The 17,559-nt window shown below is 46.7% G+C and carries 13 protein-coding genes; 7 read left to right on the plus strand and 6 right to left on the minus strand.

Annotated elements, in window-relative coordinates; genetic code table 11:
- Positions 1-3: 3 nt before the first annotated feature.
- A complete protein-coding gene (locus I3248_RS07315) occupies positions 4-1,011 on the minus strand; it encodes an NAD(P)-dependent oxidoreductase (RefSeq protein WP_238063135.1) in 1,008 nt (335 codons plus the stop codon).
- Between the two features lie 298 nt (positions 1,012-1,309).
- Between I3248_RS07315 and rapA the strand changes: the two genes are divergently transcribed.
- Both rapA and I3248_RS07325 read left to right on the plus strand, forming a co-directional pair.
- Positions 1,310-4,210 carry an RNA polymerase-associated protein RapA gene (rapA, locus tag I3248_RS07320; protein WP_238063136.1) on the plus strand — a complete coding sequence of 967 codons (2,901 nt, stop codon included), beginning with the start codon at positions 1,310-1,312 and terminating at the stop codon, positions 4,208-4,210.
- 323 nt (positions 4,211-4,533) lie between these two features.
- Positions 4,534-5,436, plus strand: a complete 903-nt coding sequence (locus tag I3248_RS07325) for an acyl-CoA thioesterase II (RefSeq protein ID WP_201603983.1) — start codon at positions 4,534-4,536, stop codon at positions 5,434-5,436.
- A gap of 88 nt (positions 5,437-5,524) precedes the next feature.
- On the opposite strand, the gene mutY is transcribed toward I3248_RS07325, so the two are convergent.
- From mutY to I3248_RS07345, 4 genes are all read right to left on the minus strand, one after another.
- Positions 5,525-6,742, minus strand: coding sequence for an A/G-specific adenine glycosylase (gene mutY, locus I3248_RS07330; protein WP_238063137.1), 1,218 nt, complete (start codon positions 6,740-6,742; stop codon positions 5,525-5,527).
- A 139-nt stretch (positions 6,743-6,881) separates the two neighbouring features.
- The gene (locus I3248_RS07335) at positions 6,882-7,802 is read right to left on the minus strand and encodes a GIY-YIG nuclease family protein (protein WP_238063138.1); all 921 of its coding nucleotides are present in this window, start codon (positions 7,800-7,802) and stop codon (positions 6,882-6,884) included.
- Positions 7,803-7,959: 157 nt separating this feature from the next.
- Positions 7,960-8,913 (minus strand): ribosome biogenesis GTPase YlqF, encoded by a 954-nt coding sequence (ylqF, locus tag I3248_RS07340; protein ID WP_025646017.1) that lies wholly within the window; start codon positions 8,911-8,913, stop codon positions 7,960-7,962.
- Between the two features lie 268 nt (positions 8,914-9,181).
- Positions 9,182-9,919: a dienelactone hydrolase family protein gene (locus I3248_RS07345; protein WP_025646015.1), complete on the minus strand. Its 738-nt coding sequence runs from the start codon at positions 9,917-9,919 to the stop codon at positions 9,182-9,184.
- A 174-nt stretch (positions 9,920-10,093) separates the two neighbouring features.
- On the opposite strand from I3248_RS07345, the gene I3248_RS07350 reads away from it, so the two are divergent.
- A complete protein-coding gene (locus I3248_RS07350) occupies positions 10,094-10,669 on the plus strand; it encodes a YcgN family cysteine cluster protein (protein WP_238063139.1) in 576 nt (191 codons plus the stop codon).
- Between the two features lie 17 nt (positions 10,670-10,686).
- Here I3248_RS07350 and I3248_RS07355 read toward each other — a convergent pair whose 3' ends face one another.
- Entirely contained in the window at positions 10,687-11,982 is a 1,296-nt protein-coding gene (locus I3248_RS07355) for a DUF4105 domain-containing protein (protein ID WP_238063140.1), read from the minus strand.
- A 298-nt stretch (positions 11,983-12,280) separates the two neighbouring features.
- Between I3248_RS07355 and I3248_RS07360 the strand changes: the two genes are divergently transcribed.
- The 4 genes from I3248_RS07360 to I3248_RS07375 all read left to right on the plus strand — a co-directional run bounded on the left by I3248_RS07360 (position 12,281) and on the right by I3248_RS07375 (position 17,467).
- The gene (locus I3248_RS07360) at positions 12,281-13,180 is read left to right on the plus strand and encodes a CBS domain-containing protein (RefSeq protein WP_025646009.1); all 900 of its coding nucleotides are present in this window, start codon (positions 12,281-12,283) and stop codon (positions 13,178-13,180) included.
- A 201-nt stretch (positions 13,181-13,381) separates the two neighbouring features.
- Complete coding sequence (gene lnt / locus I3248_RS07365; RefSeq protein WP_238063141.1) at positions 13,382-14,959, plus strand: apolipoprotein N-acyltransferase; 1,578 nt, start codon at positions 13,382-13,384, stop codon at positions 14,957-14,959.
- A gap of 133 nt (positions 14,960-15,092) precedes the next feature.
- Positions 15,093-15,560 carry a hypothetical protein gene (locus I3248_RS07370; protein ID WP_238063142.1) on the plus strand — a complete coding sequence of 156 codons (468 nt, stop codon included), beginning with the start codon at positions 15,093-15,095 and terminating at the stop codon, positions 15,558-15,560.
- Between the two features lie 344 nt (positions 15,561-15,904).
- On the plus strand, positions 15,905-17,467 hold the full coding sequence (locus tag I3248_RS07375; RefSeq protein WP_238063143.1) for a peptide MFS transporter: 1,563 nt from the start codon (positions 15,905-15,907) through the stop codon (positions 17,465-17,467).
- Positions 17,468-17,559 lie beyond the last annotated feature (92 nt).

A 17,559-nucleotide genomic window follows, 5' to 3' on the forward strand; every position in this document is an offset into this window, starting at 1 on the left:
TCCTTACTTATTTTTCTTATGATTACTGGAGCTATCATTTGATTTTTCATCGGTGTTATTAATATCGGTGTTATTAATAAAGGTGTTAATTTGCTCTTGGACAATCTGCCATAATTTATGATGCGCGTTCTTGCTGCCTGACGCCACGTGCGGGCTAAAGATAACTCGCGGATGCTGCTGCTCTGCCAGTTTAAGTAAAGGATCGTCTGTGGCGATGGGTTCTTTTTCAAAGACATCGGTTGCGTAACCGAGTACTTGCTGATTTTCTATCGCTTGTGCCATAGCCTTAGAGTCGACTACTGCGCCGCGTGCTACATTGACGATCAGCGGCTGTTTGCTCATTTTGGCTAAGGTGTCTTTATTAATTAGATGTTTAGTCTCTGGTGTGAGCGGACAATGTAGGCTGATAACATCGGCGGCGGCAAGCACGGTCTCAAAATCAGTATAATCGTCGCTGCGGGGCTCGACGCCTTGATGTTCAGCCCATAGTACGGTCATGCCAAACGCTTGTGCAAGCTCACTTACGCGCTTACCAATGGTACCTACGCCAATGATGCCTAAGGTTTGCCCCTCGACATCAATCATCGGTGCTTGGTTAATCTGTGAGCTGCGATCTTTACGCCAACTGCCATCAGCGACCTTTTGATGATAATGAATGCCAGCACGTAGCGCATTTAACATCAGCATAAAGGTGTGCTCAGGAACGCTTTTAGCAGCAAAAGCAGAAGCATTGTATAGCGCAACCTTATTTTCCTTGCAGGCCTCTTGGTCTATGGTGTTCATACCACTTGAGCTCAGTTGTATGAGTTTGAGATTAGGGAGCGCCTCAATCACTTCGCGTTCGATCCTCAGGGTGCCGCAGATCATGATGTCGGCATCTTGGCAGCGCTCAATGATTACTTTATTGTCTTGCGGCGTTTTATCAAAGGTGACGTATTCGCTGACCTTTGCAGGCTTGGGTAGCTCAAGACCTTCTAAAAATCTGGCTTCGTCGAGTAGTACCGCTTTCATAGAGAGTCCTTTTTAGTTTTAGTTATGAGTAGTCGTTATTTTATAAGCCTCTAATGTAGCATGCTGTAGCAAAAAGCAAAACTAACCTACTAAAGCGAAGACTGCAGCGAGCAGAATGCAAATCCTAAAATAACGGCTGGGTGATAAGCTCTTGAAAAACACAATTAGCGCAACCATCTAACCGCTAACGCTATATAATAGTGCGACTTTGCAGCGACGTTGCTTGTTGCTCATTATCTATAGTGTGACTACTTTCATCTTCTATTTTTATCATTTAAGTACAAAAAGATACCGCCCTATGACTATTTCTGCCGCCTCATTACTCAGTAGCGAATTCGCTGTTGGTCAACGTTATTTATCTGATACCGAGTCTGAGCTTGGTTTAGGTGTGGTGATCGACGTCGATGATCGCTGCGTGCACATCTTGTTTCCGCAAAGCGAAGAGACGCGCGTCTATGCCAAAAACTCTGCTCCGCTCTCGCGCGTGGTATTCAAAATCGGTGATAGTATCGCTGATCAGCAGGGTAATAACTATACCGTTACCGGCGTCGATGAGGTAATGGGCGTACTTAAGTACAGCGTCGAAGATGATGAGCAAGGGGTGGAGGTTAAACCTATTATGGAGACGCGCTTGGCGGCGAATATTACGCTCGCTAAGCCCCTTGAGCGCTTGCTGGCTGGCCGTATTGAGCGTAGTGACTGGTATGATCTGCGCCAAGATATCTTGCGTATGCAGTCGGCATTGGCCGGTCATCCGCTCAAAGGTCTCATGGGCGCGCGCGTCGATATCATTGAGCATCAGCTCTATATCGCTCATGAAGTGGGTAAGCGCCTTGCGCCGCGCGTCCTGCTCGCTGACGAGGTGGGATTGGGCAAAACTATCGAAGCCGGTCTTATTATCCATCAGCAGCTGCTTACCGGTAAGGCTGAGCGCGTATTGATACTCGTGCCCGATAGTTTGCAGTATCAGTGGATGATTGAGCTGCGTCGCCGTTTTAATCTAAACTTTGCGCTATTTGATCTGGTGCGTACGGCGGCGATAAAAGAGCACGACCCTGAACAAAACGTCTTTGCTACTGAGCAATGTATCATCGCCGGTATGGACTTGTTGCTTGATCATGACGATCTGTATGAGCAAGCCATAGAAGCTGGGTTTGATCTGCTTGTCGTCGATGAAGCGCATCACTTGCATTGGGATGAGGCGCAAGGCGGCAATGATAAATACGAGCTCGTCGCTGACTTTGCTAATGAAACGCCAGGGGTGATGTTACTCACTGCCACGCCAGAGCAATTGGGCGCGCAAAGTCATTTTGCCCGTCTGCGTCTGCTTGATCCCAATCGCTTCGATGATTTGGATGCGTTTATTGAGTCCCAAGATGCCTTTGCCGAAACGGCGGCAGTTGCCAATATCTTGATAGAAGATAAGCCTTTGAGCTCCAATCAGATTGAAGCTTTAAGCGGCCTGCTCGATATCAGCACCGAGGAGTTGGCAAACATCAATGAAGATGAGAAGCTGCGTAATTATGCCCTCAATGAGCTGCTAGATCGTCATGGGACGGGGCGGGTGTTATTCCGTAATACGCGCGAAAGTGTCAAAGGCTTCTACGGCCGTAGCAGTCAGTCGCATCCATTGCCGCTGCCTGAGGCTTGGATAGACAGCTATCAGACCACAGGTAAACTGCGCGAGCAGCTATGGGGCGAAGAAAATCAGCCCGATGGTGGCTGGCTTGAAGACGACCCACGCGTGCCTTGGCTGATCGATATCTTAAAAGGCGAGCTGAAACAAGAAAAAGTATTACTTATTGCCCGTAGTGGCGCGACAGTTGAGAGCTTAGAGGCGGTACTGCGTTTGCATGCCGGTATCAAGACCGCTATCTTTACTGAGCAGATGACGCTTCTTGAGCGTGACCAAGCTGCGGCGTTTTTTGCTGATAGAGAAGGGGCGCAAATACTACTGTGCTCAGAGATTGGCTCAGAAGGTCGTAACTTCCAATTTGCAAGCCAGCTGATACTTTGGGACTTACCGGCCAATCCTGATACTTTAGAGCAGCGCATTGGCCGCTTGGATCGTATCGGCCAGACGCAGCGGATTACACTACATGTGCCTTATGTGGAGAGCACGGCGCAAGAGCGTCTGTATCACTGGTATAACAGCGCGCTCAATATATTCAATCAGATATCGCCAACAGCGCAAAGCGTGCAAGAGGAGTATATTCAGACCTTAAAGCCGCTGTTAGAAGGCGCAGATACCGCGGATAACCAGCAAGCGCTACAAGCGGTTATCGCTGAGGCGAAGCAGACGCGTTTAGGTTTAGAGGCTCAGCTACAAGCAGGCCGCGACCGCCTACTTGAGTATAACTCGTGCCGTCCGCGGGTGGCCTCGCGTATCAAAGATGCGATGGTGGATTTTGATAGTCATAATCTACTGCCGCAATTCGTCGAGCGTTTTTTGGCGTCCGCGAATATCGATCATAGCGTACAGCGCGATGGCTCATGGGTGATTGCGCCGATCGATAGTAATGAAGTCAATGAGTATATGGAGAGCTTACCACTCAGCGAAGATGGCATGAGCTTGACCTTCGAGCGCAAGCTGGCTTTGCAGCGCGAAGAGATTGATTTTATTACTCATGAGCATCCTTTGATGCGCGCTATCTATGAGCTGGCGAGCACCAGCACCTTTGGTAATACTACTGTTGGTATGCTAAAGAGCGCCGCAATGCCGCAGGGCGCAGTACTGCTTGAGATTAACTTTCGGGTCGAGACTATCGCGCCAAAAGTACTCAATCTGCCTGCAACCTTGCCGACTCAAAATATTCGGGTGTTTATGAGTGAGCAGGGCGGCGATTTATCAAGTCGTATCAGCGCCGAGATGATTATGCCGCATATCGAGCGTTTAGATAACAATCGAGCGCGGCAAGTGATTAAGGCGCGCGGTGATGTTATCGAGCAGCGCTACTATGACGCTGAAGATATCGCCCGTGCGCAGCTGGCTGAAATAGGAGCGCAGGCAAGTAGCCGCTTTATTCAGCAGTGGTCACGTGAGATCAAGCGTCTCAAGCACTTACAAACCATCAATCCTAATGTGCGTGACAGCGAGATTGAGCGCTTAGAGCAGCTGCAAGCCCAAGGCGAGCAGGCCCTAGCGAGTCTATCGCTAGTACCTGACTCTATCCGGATTTTGGTGGCAGTAAAGCCCTAGTCTAAGCTAGCAGTAGTATAAAAAGGGGTGCTCGTTAGCGCCTCTTTTTCGTATTAGGATTTAGCACGAAATAAAATAGAGCCAAGGAGCGGTATAGAATCCATTTATGGAACTGGCAGAGACTATTTTTTAGGCGATACAGTCATCATAATAGTCGCTGAGTCATATGACATCACTGGTCAAAAATCTCGTTATTGGTTACTATGTTTAACTTTTAATAAACTTTCTAAAGTGATCATTTTTACTAACAAGTATTGTCATTCAAAGCGAAAATGTTTGTTAGTAGAAATATTAGAATAAGGAAAATAAGCGCTATGTCTGATATGTTTGATAACTCGCAACTTATCGACGAGCTGTTAGCGACAGTCGCACTCACTGAGCTCAGTCCGGATGTTTTTGAAGGCGCAAGCCACGACTATGTGGGCTCACGTATCTTTGGCGGACAAGTGCTCGCGCAAGCAATTATGGCAGCGTCTCACACCTTGAATGAGGACAAGCCTTGCCATTCACTGCATGGGTATTTTTTGCGTGGCGGCGATATCAAGCAGCCTGTCATCTACCAAGTGCGCCGCTTGCGAGACGGTCGTAGCCTATCCGCGCGAGAAGTGACGGCGATTCAGTACAAGCAAGTAAAAGGCAAAGAGCCTATAGAGCAAGTGATATTTTCGATGATAGCGTCGTTCTCGCCTGCTGAGGAGGGGCTTGAATATCAAGAGAGTATGCCAGTGTATCCGCCGCCAGAAGACTTAGCTTCAGAGCAAGAGCTAAAAGACGAGCACGTCGGCAAAGTACCAGACGCGCTCAAAGCACGGTTTATGCGTCGTCGTCATGTCGAGATCAAACCGGTCAAACCGCGCGATCCGATCAACCCAACGCCTATGAAACCTAAGCAGGCCAACTGGCTACGTATTCGCGAGCTTGGCAATCAGCCTGTCGCTATTCAGCAGGCATTATTAGCGTTTTCGTCGGACTTTTATTTAGTAGGCACGGGACTGATGTCGCATGGTGTCAGCTTTATGACCAGCGGCCTACAAGCGGCGAGTATCGATCACTCCATGCATTTTCATCGTCCGTTCGATCTCAATGATTGGCTACTCTATGATATGTGGAGCGACACCACTTCTAGCTCTAAAGGTCTTAATCATGGCCAGTTTTGGCAAGACGGTAATCTCGTCGCTACCGTGCAGCAAGAAGGGCTGATGCGTCTGCGAGTGCCAAAGTCTTAGTTGGCAGAAGTTTTCGTTAAAGATAGATTTTTTAAACATCTAGTTCAAGAAGCTGGGCTAAAGCGCCAGCCTACGGTTGAGCTTAATTTCAAACCTCAATAATCTTAATCATTGCGCGCGGTAGTCCGAGACTATCGCGCGCTTTTTGCTGCCCTAACCACTTAAACTCTATATCGGCAGCGTTTAACTTATCTTTTAGTTCTGCAATCTGCTTATTATCAACAACCACTCTTTGTGGCTGCAAATACCAGTGAAAATGAGTCAGTGAATGTTTAATAGGCGCATTCTCTAATAATGTATTGCTCACAGGTGTGGCAACTAAATTATTCTCAATTAGCCAGTCATTAATGATTTGCTCAGCAGTGGTAAATTCGCTCTCGTAGACTTTTTCATTGCTACTGACATTCAGGTTTTGCGTCCCAGTCGCAACTTTGCTATTAGTATCACTCTCTACCTTTTCGACAAACTGTAATGGCAAGCTCCATAGGCCACCCCAAACACCATTGTCAGGACGTTGTAGCCAAAGTATCTCGCCGTGATCATTTTCGATAATAAGCGCATTGCTAAATTTGCTCGGCTTGGGCTTTTTCTTGGCTTTGACAGGATAGTCCATTTCGCGACCTTGCGCGTGAGCGATACAGTTGGCCTTTAGCGGACATAGCTGACAGTTAGGATTACGGCGCACGCATAAAGTCGCGCCCATATCCATCATCGCTTGTGCAAAGAGTCCTGAGTTATCTTTTGGCGTTAACCGCTCTGCCAAAGCCCAAAGCTGTTTGGTGGTTGCTGATTTGGTAATATCACCGTCAATTGCTGCCCAGCGTGTCAGTACGCGTTTGACATTACCATCGCAAATGACGCCATATTTATGTAGCCCCATTGCCATAATTGCGCCAGCTGTTGAAGGTCCAACGCCTGATATCGCCTCCCAACCCGCTAAAGTCTGCGGGAAATCGCCTGTCTCATCAATTATTTCAACCAGCTGCTTTGCGCCTTTATGCAGGTTACGCGCCCGCGCATAGTAGCCCATCCCTGCCCAGTGCTCAGCGATCACCTCCCAATCCGCTGCGGCTAAATCCTGCACGGTCGGAAAAGAGTCCATAAAACGCGCAAAGTAGGGCAGCACCGTCTTAACTTGCGTTTGTTGCAGCATAACCTCGGATAGCCAAACGATATAAGGATTGGGGGTGTCAGTCTGGTGCTGTTGCCAAGGCAGGTCATGACGGCCATTTTCGGCAAACCAGTCGAGTAGGCGAGGGGCGAAGGTGTTTAATGATGAGCTTGACTGAGAAAAATGAGTAGGCAAAAGTATTCCTTGTAGGTCGTAAACTAGTCTTGGCAGGTAGGGTGCGCCTCGCACACCGACAATGAAGAGTTTGCTGATATTAAAGGTAATTTATCTATTCGTATATGAGGTTCACTAGGCACGATATAAAGGTATTTGACTAACGGTAAACGCTGTCTAAAGTTTTACCCGCTTCGTTTTTCCATTCAATCCAGCCATTTGTCGAGCGTCCTGAGACTAATGAGCTAGCTCCGCTAGGTGTCTTAAATAGTTGGTTCTCAGTTAGCTGATAACTTTTATTGTTTATCGGCGTTAACTTGCCGCTACTCAATAAATTCTCTTTTATTTTAGTAACGAATGGTGGGGCTGAGATAGCTTGTGCTTGCCGTATTAACGATCCTGCCAATATGACAAAGCCATCATCGTCATAATAACCTTTGGCATCACCATCTTTCGCCTTATAGTAAAACAGTGTTGGCTGTGAATCAGCGATAGGCAAGGCATCAGCAGTACTGATTAAAGGAACAGCAACGTCACCCGAAGACTGATTCTTAATGTTGTTATTTTCTTTAATATTTAAAGACTCAAAAACGGGTTGCCCTAAAGTCGATAATAAAACATCAAGGGTATAAAACAGCTCTTCACAATCCGCTTTTAAAGGATCAGGCGTGTGCGGCTTATTGCCAGTATTGCCGTTTTTAATCTCGTAGCGCCCAACTTGAGTGGCGGTCGCTATAGCTTTATGTTCCATATATAGCGCGTGCGTTTGCGTCATTGAGTTATTCGTTGAAAGCATAACAAAGGCACGCGTCCAAAAGTCTTTGTCGTCATGTTGATTTAATCGTCTTCTTAGGTCGCCAGTCTGGCCGATATATAGTAGCGGCTTATCGGTACTTTCTGTTTCACCTATTAAAAAATATAAGCCTACTTGATTGGCATCAGGCATCGCAAAAAAATCATCAATATGGATACGCGGAATCTCAATCAAACGTACCGTACGCGTGGTCATCTCAGCCAAACGTAGTCCGCGAGGATTACCTTTGGGTAAATAGATTTGAATGGTTTTAGCGGATGGAATCATAGTCGTCTTATTGAACGTTAATTTTCTAAAGCTTATGTTTTAAAATTTCAGTTAAATCTGGGTAATTACTACAAAGTTTATTACATTGTTGGTTAAATTGCGCCAACTATCCGGTGCGCGAGGCACACCCTACACCCTAGTAATAAAACATAAAACCCTACTTCCGATTCTTCCGAGCCCGCTTTTTACGCATTCTCTTTTCCTCAAGCTTGGCTTCTTTTTTGGCTTCAGCAGCGATTCTTTGTTCCGCCACGACTTTCTCTTCTGCTGCCATCATCTCAGGCGTCTCAAGGGTAATGCGACCGAGCGTACCACTGCGCAGCTCATTGATGAGTATCTCTGACATGCGGTAGGTATCGACGATACCGCCTTTTTTGAGTAGGCCGCGATTGCGTCCCGCTACTTCAAAAAACTCCCAATCGGTTGTTGGTAGATCTTCAACTTTGTAGCGCGACTTCAATAATTCAGGATAATCTTTGATCAAATACTCAGCGGTGTAGCCTGCGACATCAGCGAAATCAAAGGCAGTATCACGAATGCCGCCCGTCGCCGCTAAGCGATAGCCTGAATGTTCGTTTTCAACTTTTGGCCAGAGCATGCCGGGGGTGTCATAGAGCATAATGCCGCCATCGAGTTTTATCAGTTGCTGTGACTTGGTGACCGCAGGCTCGTTGCCCGTCTTTGCAACCGAGCGACCGGCTAAGGTATTAATCAAGGTTGATTTGCCAACGTTCGGAATACCCATAATCATCGCTTTGATTTGCCGGCCGGACTCTGCTTTACCCGGCATCATTCTTTTGCACAGTTCAATGATTTTATGGACGTCATCGGCTTTATTATCATCAAAAGCAATCGCTTTGACACCATTTTGCGCCTCAAAGTGATCAAGCCATATTTGCGTGCGCTCGGGGTCGGCGAGGTCAGCTTTATTAAGGATTTTGATCACGGGTTTTTGACCGCGCAGAGCAGCAACCATAGGGTTCTCGCTGCTATAAGGAATACGGGCATCAATGACTTCGATGACAATATCCATCTCTGGCATGATTTCTTTGACTTCGTTACGGGCTTTATTCATGTGCCCGGGGAACCACTGAATCGTCTCTTTGACCATTGTTTTACTACCTTTTTAAATTGATGACTCTCTAAAACGGAATGCTAAGCCAAGCTGTTAGCGGTTTGTTTTTATAATGGCGTTAAGTTTACTATACAATGAGAAGCTGAGTCAGGCTAAAGTAAGTCTATAGGTTTTGGCCGGTTGTAGGTGATAAGTCATATTTTATAAAAGGCGTTACCTTGTGAAAAGCAGAGCATAAAAAAGCGGAGCATGACATGCATGCTCCGCTTTTCGGCGTATTATATGATTGGCTTTAAAAGTCCAATTAGCCTAGATTCGCTTTCATAAAGTCTAGCATTTTACTCCAGCTGTCATTCGCAGCTTTCTCGTCGTAGCCCAAGTCGATATCATTTTTGGCAGCGCGCTCATCGGCATGCGGGTTGGTGAAACCATGCTTAGCGCCCTCATAGACATCGACGCTATAGTCAGCACCAGCGTTGTCCATCTCTTTTTTGAAGTCCTCAACGGCGTCCATAGAGACCATACTATCATCACCGCCATGAGCCACTAGTACTTTGGCATTGAACTTGTCATCGGCTGCTTGCTTAGGCGCTAGGTTGCCATGGAAAGTCGCAACTGCCTTGAGCGGCATGCCAACGCGAGCCATATCTAACACGACTTTACCGCCGAAACAAAAGCCAATAGCGCCTAAGTTATCCCCATTTACTCCCAGCTGATCGCCGAAGTCATTCAAAATCAAACGGCAACGATTCATCAGCATGTCTTGGTCCGCGAGCACTTGTTCCATCCACATATTTGCCATCGACGCCTCTGTGGTCAGTTTGCCTTCGCCATAAACGTCCATCGCGACTGCTGCATAGCCCGCTTTGGCTAGACGTTCAGCCACTGACTTGGGATGATCAACGACGCCCCACCATTCTGGAGCGACTAGAATGCCAGGTACTGGACTGTCGTTTGTGGCTTTTTCTGGAAGGGCGACATAGCTGATCAGCTCAACGCCGTTTTCGGTGGTACTGATTAATTCCAAAGTCTTAATTGACATATTATTGTCCTTATTATGTTATGAGTTTTAGTTGTACTTATCGCGTGATTTATGAGGTTGCTTTTTCACTACTCAACCACCTTAACGCCCATAGCGGACAAAAACAGCTATAATACTGTAACGCAATTTATCAAAATGGTTTTCATTGAAAACTTTAGCAACTATAGCGAGTCTATGAGGTTGAATGTGTTATCAAACCCCAAAGCAAAACATCAAAACAAAGCCGAGCAGCAAGCAGAGTTGGCCGCTAATGCCAATGTGCAAGTGGCAGACACTTTACGCCCACAGTTTTGGTCACGCTTTCGCCTCGATGAGCTGAATCATAGCGAATGGGAAGCGCTGTGCGATGGCTGCGGCTGTTGCTGCTTGATTAAGTATATCGACGAGGACGAGCAGGGCGAGGTGGACGAAGAGTTGGTTGAATATACCGATGTCGCCTGCCAGCTGATGAACTGTGAAACGGGCTACTGTCAGCATTATGAGAGCCGTCAAGAGTACGTGCCCGACTGTATTCAATTGACTATCGATAAATTGCCAAAGATGATGTGGCTACCATCGCACTGCGCCTATAAGCGCCTGTATAAAGGACAGGCGTTGCCAGAGTGGCATCTATTACTGACGAAAGATGCCGTAGCGACTCAGCAGCAAATGCGCGCGGCAAATATAGGCGTTGCGGGGCGCTGCATCTCTGAGGTTGGCATCTCTGATGAGGAAATGGAGGAGCGGGTGGTCAATTGGGTGACGCCTTAACTGTCAGGTTTTTAAAATTAACTAGAAACTCTAGCCGCTGACTTAGCGCGACTCTCCGCCTCCATCTGCGAATCAGCAAGTGGCGGCATAGGCAGACCTTGACGAATTTGCTTAGAGAACTCACGACTATTCTCGATAAGCTGCTGCTCATTAAGCTCTATGTCTGCATTATTATCGAACCCTTGCACTTTTGGGTTAATATGGGTGCGCTCGTACCACGTATCCATCGACCAAGGTTGTCCTTGCTCTTTAGGATTGGCATCTAACATACCGATATCAAAAAGATAATTGGGCAGCCAGCCTGAAACCCAAATCCGATAATCCCACGGCAGCCGCTCACCACTGACGATACGCGCCATATAAAATATAATATTGGTACAGTTCGTGGTAAAAGTATTGTACCAAGACGGCTTAGCCACTAGCTCATCAGCAGCTTTTAGATAAGACTCAAACAGTGCCTTAACCTCGTGCTTTTGCAGATGACTGATCGGAAACAAGTAAACTTGCTCGCCGCGAGCATTACTCCGCGTATAGATAATATCACGCTCCTCGCTAGCGATAAGACTGAGCTCAAAGCGCCGAAAAAACCCAGCAAAAGCAGAAAAAGACTCATCGTCTTCTTTACGAATCTCAAAGGAAAAAGCGAGCGGTCTATCATCCTCAAAGCGAAAGCTCACTAAAGTATGCGCAATCAGCGGTCCCATCCAATATGAGTTGGTCACATCAATGCCTGATAACTTTGACATATCTATCGTACGCGTCTCCCAGCGCTCGTTCGCTAAAATCTCTGCAGCGCCGTCAGTCTCTTTCTCTGCAAGATACCAATCAAAGTTACGCACCTTATAAAAGGTAATCAGATTAGGATTATTAGCACCACGAGTGTAGGACAGCACCTCGCTAACTTCTGGCTGCCAGTCGCGATCGCTTTTGGCCTCGATAGAAAAATACCAGCCGACGCCTACTAGCCAGAGCCCGCTATATAACATAGCCAAAAATTTACTTAGTTTTTTGGTTCTAAGCGTCTTATTAATGATTTTATTTGCCAGTGTTGGAGCGTACTCTAGCATCGTTATCGAGGCTAAAAGACCCACGATAAAGACACTTGCCAGCCAAGTAATAGGGCTGAACGTACCGAACTGATACCAAAGCGCTAATAATAGCCAAAGTGCCGACAGCATTAAGGCCACGACGATAAAAAAGCGCACGATACGGCATAGCCAGCTTGGAGGATTAGCCAAGGTTTTGGTATTTGTATCGCCATGAGCTTGGCGACGCGGCGCTAATAGCCGAGAGAAAAAGAAGCGACGAGACATAAGAGTGAACTACGTAAACGAAGGCTTTGACCATAGCAAAGTTTATAACACACTGACAGTACAATTTGGATAAATTTGTCGTTGAATGTCGCTTTACCTTGGGATAAAGTGAAGCTAAATAGGCTAGTGTTTTATGCTATCGCCGAATCGTTGTTTTTATTTACAATTTTATCCCCATGTATACTCGGTTGAGTAAAAATTTTGTAGTCGCTGTTTTGCTATTAGTAATTGTAATAGCAGTCACTTAAATAGCCATTATTTCCCTGTCCATGAACTTAAGAGGTTAACTCACATCACTATGTCTGATGATGCTCCCAGTCCGAGTAGTTGGTCGATGCGCGGCTTAAAACGCTGGCTATCGACCGCTCCTGAAACCCGCGATGAATTGATCAGCTTGGTGCAGCAGTCGCGCCAGTTCTTAGAGCCTGATACGGTTGATATGTTAGAAGGCGTATTAGATCTACCAGCGACGCAAGTGCGCGAGATTATGACCCCGCGCCCGCAAGTGATAGGCCTGCACGAAAGCACGAGCCTCAAAGAGGTCATGGATATTATTCTTGAGACCACCCACTCACGCTACCCTGTATTTGACAGCCAAGATGATGATGCGGTTATTGGTATTTTATTAGCCAAAGATTTAATCCCTATCTTAGTGCATATGATGCGGGACCAAGAAGAGAAAATCGATAGTAAGCGTCTCAAAGATCTAGTGCGTCAGCCCTTATATATTACTGAGACCTCGCGCTCTGATACCTTACTGCGCTCCTTACAGCGTACGCAGGTGCATATGGCAATCGTCGTCGATGACTTTGGTAACTTCGCAGGCGTCGTGACTATGGAAGATTTGTTAGAGGAAATCGTTGGTGATATCGTCGATGAGCATGATGATTTCGATGAAGATAGCGACATTAATAATATTGTCGCACATCCAGAAAAGCCAAATACTTGGCGGGTGCAAGCCTCTACCGTGATTGAGGACTGTAACGATGAGCTAGGCAGTCACTTCGACGATACGGAGGTCGATACGATGGGCGGGCTTGTGATGCAAGCGCTGGGATACGTCAGCGACTTAGAAGGCGAGAGCGTCACTATCGATGATTGGCAGATTACTATCACTGATGTCGATGGCCGCTCTATTAATGATCTTGAAGTGACCAAAACCAACGCCGACTCTCATATCCTCATAGGTAGCCATTAGCGTTAATGCAGGCAGCCATTAGCGATAAAGGGCGCAAGCTAAGCGCTTCTTTTGTCGTTTAAAAAACACGATTGCGGTCGTGTTTTTTGCTTTTTTACCCTTTTATGATGACAGGCTGTTATTATGAGCCCATTTCATTTACAACCGTCATTGATAGCCTCTCATCTTAGGCTTAAAGATTTAGAATTTGGATAATTTGCTATGCGTCTGTCTACTGATGATTTACAAAAGCGTTTAAAGCCCAAACAGGCTTATCAGATGCCACTTGGACTTACCGCTATCATTGCCGCTTTGGCAGGAGCGATATTTATATTTGCGCTCGCGCCTTACGGCTTTTGGCCGATCGCTTTTGTCTCGCCAGCGATTTTGTATGCGCTTTTATTGCCAAAGATGAGCGGCAAACGTGCTTTTATTATCGGTGAAGCTTATGGCACTGGACTGTGGTGCGTTGGTGCCTTTTGGTTATTTACCTCTATCAATGACTATAGTGAGACGCCGACATGGCTGGCACTGATTTTGATTGCGTTGATGGGTTTGGGGATGGGGCTGTTTCATGGCTTCTTAGCGCTGATATTTAATCGCTTCGTTGGTCGTCAGCCTTTCTCGTTTGCGGCGCTTTGGATCTTACAAGAGTGGCTGAAGACTTGGTTATTTACCGGTTTTCCTTGGCTATTCTTAGGTTACGCCTTTACCGAGCAGTACTGGCTATCCTCGTTGGCGCCAGTAGCTGGCGTGTTTGCTGTCTCTTTTGTGGCAGTATTGCTCGCGGCAAGTGCTGTCGAGCTGATGCGTCGCCGCGCCCATTACCTTATCGTGTCATCGGTATTATTGTTATTCAGTGTTGGCTTATGGCTGATTAATCCGCAATGGACTAAACCTAAAGGTACCCCGGATCTGTCGGTGTCCTTGATTCAGGGTAACATTCCGCAAGATATGAAGTGGCTGACTGAGTATCAGTTCGAGACTTTGAAGATTTATGCCGGATTGACGCGTGATGAGTGGGGCCGCGATCTTGTGATTTGGCCGGAGTCGTCTATTCCGATGTTTCAGACTGAGGCGGTAGGCTTTATCAGTGAAATGGTAAAAATGGCTAAGGAGACCGATACCACTTGGGTAACCGGCATTCCTTATAAGGATGAGGCCGCCTTTGATCCAGCGACGCAGAGCTATCCGCCGTTTTATAATAGTGTAATCGCCCTTGGCAGCAACGCGCAGGGCATGTATAAAAAGCAGCGCTTAGTACCGTTTGGTGAGTATATTCCGTTTCAGGGGATGCTCGATATTTTGCCCAGTCTTGCTGGTAGCCAAGAGATATTGAGCTATAGCCGCGGCGGTCCTCAGCAGTCGCCATTGCAAGTCCGTGGGCACGACTTAGGCGCCGCGGTCTGTTATGAGGTCGCTTATCCAGATACCACGCGCCGCAATGCTATTGGCACAGATTTTTTATTGACGATATCTAACGACGCTTGGTTTGGAACTTCAGCAGGCCCGCTACAGCATCTACAGATGGTACAAATGCGCTCGCTAGAAAACGGCCGCTGGTTTATGCGCGCGACCAATACAGGCGTGACCGCCATCATCAATCATAGAGGGCAAATCGTTGAGCGCGCACCGCAGTTTGAGCGTACAGTACTGCGCGGCGATGTCCAAGCGCGCGTGGGCAACACCCCTTTTATGGTGGTCGGTCATTATCCTATTTTAATAATTATAGCGTTATTATTGGGTCTAAGTTTCGCCAGTAAGCGCTCGATCACTAGGACGCGGCCCAAGCGTAGTTAGTCAAGTCAGATAAAAATGAACGGTCTGACTAGTAATAATACCTTTAATTGGTTAAGGGATTTAACAAACCGCTATAAATTGCGATATAATAGCTCAATATTTCACATATTCTTTGTTGTAAGGTAGATAAGCTATGTCAGAGCATGTTGTTAATAACAATCCAAAAAAAGAGTTGCTATTTGCCTTAGGCGGCATTGGCTTATTTTTAGGCATCGTGTTACTCATTGGTATTTCTGCATTTTTGCGCCCAGCGGGTGAGCATATTACTGCTGAGCCTACTGAAGAGTCAGTCGCAGCTGATGAAGCGGCAGTGATTGCAGCTGAAGCCGACACAGAAGAGGCAACAGTCGCTGAACCAGTCGCAACTGATGATGCCGATGCTAGTATTGGCGCTGGAGAGGCCACGGCGGATACGGCTGCTGATGCAACGACTACGCCGACTCCGAGCAGTAATGATGCTGTTATCGCTACCGGTTCAGCTACCGCGACTGCTGATGGCACGGTAGACCAAGCAGCGGCAGCTGATGCAGACTTGACTGCAGAACAAGCCGATGGCGATGCCGACGCTACTGTTGATGCTGAAGAGACTGCTGCCGAGTAAAGCCAAGTTATCGTCATTTATACCTTAATCATTTATGATGATAAATGAGTCATCACGTTTATAACAAACGCTGCCAATATCGATAACGCTGCTGAGTGGATCTGTGTCGGTACAACTGCTTATCGGCCTTATCAAAAATACGCCTTACTACTAAAATATAAGCTTGCATAATGCCCTGTTCTTCGATGAGAGCAGGGTTTTTTTGTGGGTATTTGTGTAATTATTGAGCAATGGCTTGTTTACTTGAATTTGTACAAGTGAAACAATATTGCGCTTATATGACCATTAGTCGTCATTAATAATCACTTCGTCATACATAGAGTGCTTTTTGAAGGAATAGAAGTATGAGCAAAACATCAAAAACCCAGGGAAGTGACGCTGAGCTGGAAGCGCTAGAAAACGGCTTTATGGGACATCCTAAACCCTTACGTCCGCTATTCTTCACTGAAATGTGGGAGCGGTTTTCTTATTATAGTATTCGGCCACTTTTAGTCCTGTTCATGGTGGCCACTGTGGGTAGTGGCGGTTTTGGTTTCGATGAAACGACCGCTTCTGCTATCTATGGCATCTTTGCTGGGTCATTGTATTTGGCAGCCGTTCCTGGCGGCTGGCTGGCAGATAACTGGCTAGGACAAGAGCGTGCCCTGTGGTGGGGTAGTATCATTATTGCGCTAGGACATCTGTCTATTGCCTTGTCCGCCATGTTTGGTATGACCCTGTTTTTTGTCGGTCTCATTTGTATCGTCTTAGGGTCAGGTCTATTCAAGACTTGTATCTCAGTCATGGTCGGCGCGCTATATCCTGAGGGTGATGTACGCCGTGATAGTGGCTTTACCATATTTTACATGGGTATCAATATCGGTGCGTTACTCGCGGCGCTTATCGTAGGCGTGTTCAAAGAGCAAGGCATGTGGCATGTCGGTTTTGGGGTCGGCGGCCTTGGCATGCTAGCCTCACTACTTATATATCGTTTTTCAGCGCGAAAAACACTAACCCACTATGCACAAGCCAAAAACATCACTCCTGAATGGGAGCGCGTTAATGATAATCACAAAAACATAGGTCGCTGGGTGCTTGGGTTTTTGGGCCTACTCGCAGCTGTGGTTGTCTTAGTGGCTACTGGGATTATGCCGTTCAATCCTGAACAGGTAGTGACTTATATGACCTATATCATCGCAGCTGTGGTGATAGGGTATTTTGCTATCTTGTTCGTTTTACCGAAGTTTGATAAAACCGATAAGCTGCGTTTGCTGATTTGTTTTATTCTGATTATCGGCTCAACGCTGTTTTGGTCAAGCTTTGAGCAGCAGCCGACCTCCTTTAACTTGTTTGCCGATAACTATACTGATTTGGATGTATTAGGGTTTCAAGTTCCGAGCATTTGGTTCCAATCGCTAAACCCACTGTTTATATTATTACTTGCGCCAATTGTGAGTATTATATGGGTCAAGCTCGGTAATAGAGGAGTTGAGCCTAGTAGTATGGTGAAGTTCGCTCTTGGTATGCTCTTAGCAGCAGCGGGATTTGGGCTGATGATTCTAGCGTCTAAGAGTATTTTAACCAATGAGGGCGGCTTGGCTTCGCCTTTATGGTTAGTCGGTAGTCTTTTATTATTGACGCTTGGCGAATTAGCGCTGAGTCCTGTCGGTTTATCTTCTATGACTAAGCTGGCTCCAAAAGGGATGCAAGGGCAGATGATGGGGTTATTCTTTGCCTCTTTAGCGATGGGTAACTTGGTTGCTGCATTCTTTGGTGGATATGTGTCGGCAGACAAGATCGAAGGGTTGCCCGGTCTATTTACCACGATGACTATCTTCTTGGTAGTAACAGCAGTGATTTTGTTGCTATTAGCCAAACCGATCAACACTATGCTCAAAAAGAGCGAGCAGGCGGATGCCAAAGTTTAATGGCCGTGACGCGTCGTACTCATAAGCAGCGCTGATAATCAGTCAGTCGCTACTCAAAAGAGCATCAGTCAAAACGTGTTACCTTAGGTGGC

The sequence above is a fragment of the Psychrobacter sp. Ps3 genome, from assembly GCF_022129275.1.
In the GTDB taxonomy this organism is placed as follows: Bacteria; Pseudomonadota; Gammaproteobacteria; order Pseudomonadales; family Moraxellaceae; genus Psychrobacter; species Psychrobacter submarinus.

Excerpts from the sequence above, each read along its gene's own strand:
- I3248_RS07315 (WP_238063135.1), bottom strand. The coding sequence starts at position 1,011 with ATGAAAGCGGTACTACTCGACGAAGCCAGATTTTTAGAAGGTCTTGAG.
- rapA (WP_238063136.1), top strand. The coding sequence starts at position 1,310 with ATGACTATTTCTGCCGCCTCATTACTCAGTAGCGAATTCGCTGTTGGT.
- I3248_RS07325 (WP_201603983.1), top strand. The coding sequence starts at position 4,534 with ATGTTTGATAACTCGCAACTTATCGACGAGCTGTTAGCGACAGTCGCA.
- I3248_RS07335 (WP_238063138.1), bottom strand. The coding sequence starts at position 7,802 with ATGATTCCATCCGCTAAAACCATTCAAATCTATTTACCCAAAGGTAAT.
- ylqF (WP_025646017.1), bottom strand. The coding sequence starts at position 8,913 with ATGGTCAAAGAGACGATTCAGTGGTTCCCCGGGCACATGAATAAAGCC.
- I3248_RS07345 (WP_025646015.1), bottom strand. The coding sequence starts at position 9,919 with ATGTCAATTAAGACTTTGGAATTAATCAGTACCACCGAAAACGGCGTT.
- I3248_RS07350 (WP_238063139.1), top strand. The coding sequence starts at position 10,094 with ATGAGGTTGAATGTGTTATCAAACCCCAAAGCAAAACATCAAAACAAA.
- I3248_RS07355 (WP_238063140.1), bottom strand. The coding sequence starts at position 11,982 with ATGTCTCGTCGCTTCTTTTTCTCTCGGCTATTAGCGCCGCGTCGCCAA.
- I3248_RS07360 (WP_025646009.1), top strand. The coding sequence starts at position 12,281 with ATGTCTGATGATGCTCCCAGTCCGAGTAGTTGGTCGATGCGCGGCTTA.
- lnt (WP_238063141.1), top strand. The coding sequence starts at position 13,382 with ATGCGTCTGTCTACTGATGATTTACAAAAGCGTTTAAAGCCCAAACAG.
- I3248_RS07370 (WP_238063142.1), top strand. The coding sequence starts at position 15,093 with ATGTCAGAGCATGTTGTTAATAACAATCCAAAAAAAGAGTTGCTATTT.
- I3248_RS07375 (WP_238063143.1), top strand. The coding sequence starts at position 15,905 with ATGAGCAAAACATCAAAAACCCAGGGAAGTGACGCTGAGCTGGAAGCG.